This is a genomic window from Xenorhabdus sp. PR6a, from assembly GCF_028599065.1.
Lineage (GTDB): Bacteria > Pseudomonadota > Gammaproteobacteria > Enterobacterales > Enterobacteriaceae > Xenorhabdus > Xenorhabdus doucetiae.
This window is the reverse complement of sequence record NZ_JAQRFJ010000095.1, coordinates 1-7513: the sequence shown is the minus strand read 5'-3', so window position 1 is coordinate 7513 and position 7513 is coordinate 1. Positions and strand designations below refer to the sequence as shown.

General features: G+C 37.5%; 8 protein-coding genes. 6 read left to right on the top strand and 2 right to left on the bottom strand.

Annotated features, from left to right (window positions below; translation table 11 throughout):
* On the bottom strand, positions 1-869 hold an 869-nt coding region (locus PSI15_RS16565), incomplete at its 3' end, for an AMP-binding protein (RefSeq protein WP_273584497.1).
* Between the two features lie 314 nt (positions 870-1183).
* Entirely contained in the window at positions 1184-3109 is a 1926-nt protein-coding gene (locus tag PSI15_RS16560; RefSeq protein ID WP_273584498.1) for a BglG family transcription antiterminator, read from the bottom strand.
* Between the two features lie 167 nt (positions 3110-3276).
* Here PSI15_RS16560 and PSI15_RS16555 point away from each other — a divergent pair, with 167 nt between their 5' ends.
* From PSI15_RS16555 to PSI15_RS16530, 6 genes are all read left to right on the top strand, one after another.
* Positions 3277-3591: a PTS sugar transporter subunit IIB gene (locus PSI15_RS16555; protein WP_273584496.1), complete on the top strand. Its 315-nt coding sequence runs from the start codon at positions 3277-3279 to the stop codon at positions 3589-3591.
* 64 nt (positions 3592-3655) lie between these two features.
* Positions 3656-4900 (top strand): PTS transporter subunit EIIC, encoded by a 1245-nt coding sequence (locus PSI15_RS16550; RefSeq protein ID WP_273584495.1) that lies wholly within the window; start codon positions 3656-3658, stop codon positions 4898-4900.
* Between the two features lie 29 nt (positions 4901-4929).
* Positions 4930-5271, top strand: coding sequence for a PTS lactose/cellobiose transporter subunit IIA (locus tag PSI15_RS16545; RefSeq protein ID WP_273584494.1), 342 nt, complete (start codon positions 4930-4932; stop codon positions 5269-5271).
* A gap of 12 nt (positions 5272-5283) precedes the next feature.
* Positions 5284-6723, top strand: a complete 1440-nt coding sequence (locus tag PSI15_RS16540) for a glycoside hydrolase family 1 protein (protein ID WP_273584493.1) — start codon at positions 5284-5286, stop codon at positions 6721-6723.
* Between the two features lie 27 nt (positions 6724-6750).
* Entirely contained in the window at positions 6751-7011 is a 261-nt protein-coding gene (locus PSI15_RS16535; RefSeq protein ID WP_273584492.1) for an HPr family phosphocarrier protein, read from the top strand.
* Between the two features lie 45 nt (positions 7012-7056).
* Complete coding sequence (locus PSI15_RS16530) at positions 7057-7446, top strand: cytidine deaminase family protein (RefSeq protein WP_273584491.1); 390 nt, start codon at positions 7057-7059, stop codon at positions 7444-7446.
* The last annotated feature ends 67 nt before the right edge of the window (positions 7447-7513 follow it).

Below are 7513 nucleotides of genomic sequence, written 5' to 3'. Positions count from 1 at the left end.
GGTGAATGCAAACCAAATTGTTGATACCAACTTCTAAGTGTTTGAAAATTTAGCCTCTCTCCTCCAAACATAATAAAACGCAATGAAAACTCCTCTACTCTATATTTAGAAAATGCACCGGAATTAATAGAAAATGCTGTCGGAGTTTGGTTTAGTAGAGTAACGTGTTCATCTCTAACTAATTTAGCCAATTTATGTGGCGTTATTCGCGTCTCTTCATCTGGTATCACTAATCTACCACCATATGCTAAAACAGACCACATCTCCCATACGGAAAAATCAAAGGAATAAGAATGATATAAAAGCGTAGTATCTTCTTCATTGAAATGATAAAGACACTCTGTTGCATCAAATAATGAAAGCAAATTTTCGTGAGTAATTGGTACTCCCTTTGGGTTACCAGTAGTTCCAGATGTATATATTATATATGCAATTTCTTGTAATAGTGATCCGTCATACCCCAAAGTTTTTTGTGTATAATTAATAACTTCTTTTTTATCTCTATGTAAAATTGAACTATCATCATTAATGATTAAAACAGGACAAGCATCACTAAGAATTAACTGATTTCTTTCTTTAGGTGCTTTTTTATCAATTGGAATATATGCAGCTCCAACACACTGTATAGCGAGCAAAACAGTTATTAATTCCGCAGAGTGGGAAAGTTCTACAGCAACTCTATCGTCTAATTTAACCCCTCTCTTTCGCAATTCATCAGATATACTTATAATACAATTTTGTAGTTCACAGTAACTCATTTCCCTTTGATTTTCTTTGATTGCTATTCTTTCTGGATACTTTTTAGCAGCAATAAAAAAACGGCTTAACATTGTTTTTTTATTATTTCCATTTAATAAAGACTGACTCACAAAAACCTCCATCCATTTCTTATAAAACAAGCCACTTTAATCATGAATCGTGATTCATTTCACATTTTTTGTTAGTAATAATTAAAATAAAACTCTCATAAAAAATAGAAACATGAAAGACACCTTATATATTAAATTCATCATTATTTATTTCTTTTAACACCACAACATTAAAAGACTTATTTTAAACAATTCATAAACCAGATGAAGAACGCTATTAATTAAACAACCATAAAAATAACATTAAATTATAAAGAGGTTTTTTGTTATTCATTTATGCATAAATCAATATATCAACAACAAAATACCCTCAACTAATGGTATTTATATCCCGTCAAAATATCCCGAAACTTTTCAAAATCAGTAAGTTTACTCAGTGCACGAATAACCCCATCGTGATGGAAGATATCCAACAAGGCATCATAACTCTCAGTAAAGTCGGTTTTGTCTACCCGGTTTATTGCGCTCAAAAATACCACATGCACACGTTCGTTTTTGCCCCAGCGTATGCCTTTTGGGCTGATGGCGACAGCAATACAGGTTTTCACCGCATCCAGTTTTATTGAGTGAGGCAGCGCTAAAATGCCAAAAGCGGTTGAAGAGGCATTCTCACGCTCATAGACATAATCAATAAAATCCGCTTCCACATAGCTCTTTGCTAACATCTTCTGGCAAACCATTTCGATAAGTTCGTTCCGGTCACGGAAATCGGGGTTAAAAAGAAAAAGCCCGGGATCAAAGAACAAATCAATATTTCGCTTTAGTGTTGCCCATTTCCGGTTTGCCTTAGCGATATCAATTTTTTCCATCAGCTCAGAATGTTTATCCCTTAAATGGAAAGGAGAAATGTAGACCGTTTCATAATAACGCCCTGGAGAAAAACTTATCGTTGTAATCAATAACTCAACTTCCATGCCCTCCAGTTCAGAAGGGTGAGCTATCACCTTAATAAGATTGATCTCATCCCCAAAATCACGTAATAGCTGATGGTAGATTTTATTTTCAATTCCGCGATAACTCGGACACAAGAGCACGGCCTTAATTTTAGTGACATTTCTTTTCTGCCGTTCAAATTCCGCCCCGACATGTAATGCAATGAAAGAAATTTCATCCTCATTCAATGTATTATTGAAAAAGTGATTGAGTTGCAAAGAAATAAAGATAGCAATATCAAAGATAATTCTGCATTCCTTTTTGATGGTTTCCAACATGGGGTTTTTCGTGTAGATCTTATATTTCAGTCTTGTTTGTAATCCCGATAAATGTAAAGACAATAAAGAAATAAAATCATCGGAGGATAGGTTAATCAGATAATGTTCTTGCACGGATTCAGCAATTTGCCGCGTAAATTGGTAAAGTTCAGCGCCAACTGAATCAATAACCTCATTATCTGCCTTATTAAAATTTGTATTTGTTTTCAAAAAAAGGTAGCACGATTTTCTTTCGTTTTCAGGAACAAAAATGCCAAAACTGAGTTGAAGTTTGTCGCATAATTCATCTGAGATCAATCTCAGATCACTATTTTCTATCGATAATCGTTGATTCTCTAAATATCTTTCCTGTTTTAATCGTTCAATCAGTATCAGGAAGTGTAAAACAAGGTTAGTATAGGCAAAATCACTCAAATACCATTCCCATCGCTCAAAAACATTTGTAATTATTTCAATGACTTCTTTGATTTTCTCGCTTTCAAACGTTTTTTCCAATACTTTTAAGTCAATAAAACGATAACTTGTTTGCTCAAAGATGGTATAAGAAACCAGTTTTCTTAGATCATGTTCAGCGCCTGAGATTTCAATATGACTATTTTTACATAAAAATTTTACGTTGAAGCGCTCAAATGATGAGTTCATTTTATATACCAATGCCTTTAAGGTAGAATCACTAATACATAAATCGCTACTGAGGTCATATATATTACTACTTCGCTTAAATAACAAGATCTCTTTAATAATAAAATGAGCCCTTTCTTGATAAGTTTTGGGTAAATTGTTTTTCTGGCAATGTAACTGACTGACTATTTGTGTTGATAATAAATTGTGGGATAATAAGTATCCCTGCCGGCTGGAAATAATAACTTTTTGCTCGTGTCGTTCATTAATCTCCGTAACATAATTTTTCACAGATCTTATTGATACCGCTAAGACTTGAGATAATTTCAATGCTGAAACAGGCATATTCTGCGTGAGTAGGTAATCTAATAACGCTTTCTGTTTAGTCCTTAGCATAATAACACCCATAAAATTCAAAATAACGCCACCATATTACTGTTAATATTTTTATTTAAAAATAAAAACTTGCCCTCTATGAGTGCAAACAGTCATTTGAACATGCAACGAAAACAGTAGAGAGTGTATTTTTATCGAAAAATAGAAGTTAATGAAAAACGTAACAATAAGAGGACAACATGAAAAAAACATTTATTATGCTATGCTGCGGAGCGGGTATATCCAGTGGAATGCTGGCAACCAGAACCCGTAATGAGGCAAAAGATAAGGGTATTCCTGTTACCGTTGAAGCCAGAAGTGAAAGTGAGGTGGCAGACTATTTTTCTGTCATCGATATTCTCTTTCTTGGGCCACACTATGCTTCACAGCAGAAAGAGTTCCAGAAACAAGCCGACCGTTATCATATTCCCGTCATGGTGGTACCACAAGAAATCTATGGCCGGTTAGATGGTAAAGCCTTACTTGAGTTAGCCATAAATACCCTGAAAAACTAACTCGACCATTTAAAATAGCGTTACCAAGGAATTTTAGTGGAAAATAACTAAAGAGGGATACAGAATGCAAGCGTTTATGTCTTGGTTATCCGACTCATTTGCCCCTGCTATGCAAAATTTTACCAAGCGACCTTGGGTAGCCGCCATTTCTGGGGCAATGCAAAAAAATATACCGTTTATTTTAGCCGGTTCACTTATCTTTTTTTATAACGTATTTCGTTCTTATTTTTTATTCTTGCCTGACCTTGGAAAAATTGCCAATTATTCCTTCGGGATGCTCGGTTTAATTACGGCTTTTATGATTGCTCACCAAATGATGGAGAAGCTGTATCATTTTCGTTATACGCTAATCGCGGGGCTCACTTCGATTTGTGTTTACATGATGTTTATCAAGCCAGAATTTACCGATGGCAATATGATCGTAAGCTTTGACCGTTTTGGCCCAGCGGGAATTTTATTAGGCATTGTCACAGGGCTGTTTGTTTCTTATCTCTTTCATTTATATACCAAGACAGGTTTTTTGAAAGAGAGCTCTCTGCCTGATTTCGTTGTCGGTTGGATACACGCAATTATTCCCATACTGATTTCCATCGGACTTGGAACATTGTTGGTCTTTGCCTTTGATATTGATGTCTTTTCCAAACTTCTGTCATTCTTTTCCCCTATCGCGGCGTTCGGGCAAACCCTGCCGGGCTTTATCCTCATGGCGCTTATCCCTGCAATCGCGATGTCGATGGGCATTTCCGTCTGGACGTTTACGGGGCTGCAAATGCCCATCTTCATGCTTGGGATCAGTGCTAATATTGCGCAGGTTGCTGCCGGACAACCGCCGACCCATATTGTGACTTACGAAACCCTATTTACCGCGGCTTTGATTACAATGGGAGGAACTGGTGCCACGCTTGCCCTGAATCTTTTAATGTTGTTTTCAAAATCCAGAGAACTGAAAACAACAGGCTATATTTGCATCGGCCCGTCTTTCTTCAATATTAATGAACCGTTGGTGTTTGGTACGCCGATTGTCCTCAACCCACTCTTAATGCTGCCAATGTGGATCAATGCCATTACCAGTCCAATTATCGTCTGGATTTTCATGCGTTCAGATTGGCTAAATATACCGGCCAAAATGATTCAAGTAGGTCAGATACCAGCTCCGTTTTCCAGTGTCATCATTACGGAAGACTGGCGGGCGATTATTTGCTATGTGGTACTGATGGCGGTTTTCCTTATCACCTGGTATCCCTTCTTTAAGGTTTATGAAAAACAACGTATTGAGGAAGAAAATGCCACTACTCGTCAGCAGGATTGAATTGTTTAATGTTATCAGGAACTTTAAAAATGAACCGTGAGGACAATATCTTAACCCCCGTTGCTCTGGAGATTATTCTCAATGCAGGTAATGCAAGAGAAAAAAGTGAAGAAGCCATTAAATATGCCCATAAGGGGGATTTTGAAAATGCCCATTTATCTCTGAAAAAAGCCAGAAAAATGATGCTCTCTGCTCATCATGCACAAACTGAGATTATTCAAAAAGAGACGCAAGGTGAAAGTTTCCATTTAGATCTCCTGTTTATTCATGCTCAGGATACATTAATGACGATACGCAGCGAGCTTAATTTAAGAAAAGAAATCATTAGCCTGTATGAATTTATTCATAATATGACCAATGCAAATCAATAAAAGGAAAATATCATGACAGAAAATAACCATTTATTCCCAGAAAATTTTCTTTGGGGAGCATCAACCAGTGCTTATCAGGTTGAAGGGGCTGCGGAAAAATACGGTAAAAAACTTTCACAACAAGATGTCATCAATAATAATCCCGATTTTGCAGATACGCATATCACCAGCGATCATTATCATCGCTATCAAGAAGATATTGCATTAATGAAAGAGCTTGGTTTGAAATCTTATCGCTTTTCCATTGCATGGTCGCGTATTTTTCCGGACGGTATCGGGGAAGTGAATAAGAAGGGCGTGGAATTTTATCACAATCTTATTGATGGCTTATTGGAAAATGGCATAACGCCCATTCCGACGCTATACCATTATGATATGCCGATGGCGCTGGTCGAAAAATATCATGGCTGGATCAATCGGCAAAGCGTTGAAGATTTTGCTCATTACGCCGAATTTGTGATCAAAGAGTTTGGCAAAAAAGTGCAATATTGGCTGACCATCAATGAACAAAGTATTATTGTGCAATTCTGGACGAAAAAGTGTTTGATTCCAGAGCACTACCTGCATGATGAACAGATCAAATATCAGATCAATCATCATATGAATCTTGCCCATGCTATCGCCTGCAAATTAGTTCATCAATGGGTTCCCAACGGGTTGGTCGGCGCGGCTTTGGGCTATTCCGCTATTTATCCGCTCACCAGCAAACCGGAAGATAATTTAGCGGCGCAAAATGCCAATGATCTGCGTAATTACTATTTCACCGATATCTATCTGAAAGGGCACTATAACCCATCCGCATTAATCTATCTGGAAAATCAGGGGCTGGCACCGCGTATCGAAGCGGGTGATATAGCATTAATTAAAGAAGGCTATTCTGATTTTTTGGCCATTAATTATTATTGCAGCCATGCTGCTGCTGCCGCACCAAAAGGTGCTCAACGGCGAATGGATGGGTTTAATCCAACCGGTATTAAAGGGCAAATAGATGGACATGAAATTCAGCCGGATTTCTACCAAATCCATAAAAACCCACATCTTGATAGCACAGACTGGGATTGGACAATTGACCCCATTGGATTGGAGTATCTGTTGCGTGATTTATATACCCGTTATCAGAAGCCATTGATGATCACTGAAAATGGCTTTGGTGCCGATGATAAATTGGAATCGGATGGTTCTATTCATGATGATTATCGCATTAACTATATTCAACAGCATATTCATGCGATTAAACGCGCGATGAATTATGGGGCTGAGGTTATTTCCTATAATCCGTGGAGTTTTATTGATGTGCTTTCCACCAGCAATGGATATAAAAAAAGATACGGTTTTGTTTATGTCAATCGAACAGATAAAGATATTAAAGATCTAGCCCGTTATAAGAAAGATTCGTTTTACTGGTATCAGGATGTTATTCAAACTCGTGGCGGCTCATTAACAAAATGCTAATCTTATTTTTATTGGCAGGTAAATTTTATGGTTGAATATTCTGTTGTGGTGACGGCGCCATCAGGGTTACATACCCGCCCCTGTGTCCAACTGTGTAATTTTGTCAAGAATTACCATGGAAAAATTGAAATTATCAGGGGAGAGAAAAGCGCTAATTTAAAAAGTATGTTTAAGGTGATGTCGATGGGAATTAAAAATGGTATGGAGGTGATTATCCGGGTTGAAGGCGATAATGAGCAGGAGATGGCACAATCGGTTGTTGAGCTTATCCGGAATATAAAAGATTAAGCCGTCTATTTATTGTGTTGTTCAATCATCAGTAAGGAGTAGTTTGTGATTTCTTTTGACGAAATGGAACATGTGGCACATCAATTAATCTCGCCAACACAACTCAATAAATACATTAAATATGGTCATGTGGCTGCGGTTATTCAAAGCACATCAGGTCATATTTATACCGGAATTAATATTGATACCGCCTGTTCCATGGGATTTTGTGCCGAACACGGTGCAATTGCGGAGATGATAAAACAGGGCGAAACGCAGATAATCAGGATTATCGCGGTTAACCGGCATGGCAATATCCTTCCCCCCTGTGGACGTTGCCGGGAGTTTATCAGCCAAATACATCCAGAAAATATCCATGCAGAAGTAAAAGTCATGCAAGAAAAGGTTTTGTTTCTCAGTGAACTGTTACCTTTTGACTGGAAGAAGCAATATTAGTGACTTTCTGAAACTGCCCGATTAACAATTCGGGCAGTATAATCAAAGAAGCACGCTTTCTTGCTGA

Coding starts and splice junctions, on each gene's coding strand:
- PSI15_RS16560 (WP_273584498.1), bottom strand. CDS start 3,109: ATGGGTGTTATTATGCTAAGGACTAAACAGAAAGCGTTATTAGATTAC.
- PSI15_RS16555 (WP_273584496.1), top strand. CDS start 3,277: ATGAAAAAAACATTTATTATGCTATGCTGCGGAGCGGGTATATCCAGT.
- PSI15_RS16550 (WP_273584495.1), top strand. CDS start 3,656: ATGCAAGCGTTTATGTCTTGGTTATCCGACTCATTTGCCCCTGCTATG.
- PSI15_RS16545 (WP_273584494.1), top strand. CDS start 4,930: ATGAACCGTGAGGACAATATCTTAACCCCCGTTGCTCTGGAGATTATT.
- PSI15_RS16540 (WP_273584493.1), top strand. CDS start 5,284: ATGACAGAAAATAACCATTTATTCCCAGAAAATTTTCTTTGGGGAGCA.
- PSI15_RS16535 (WP_273584492.1), top strand. CDS start 6,751: ATGGTTGAATATTCTGTTGTGGTGACGGCGCCATCAGGGTTACATACC.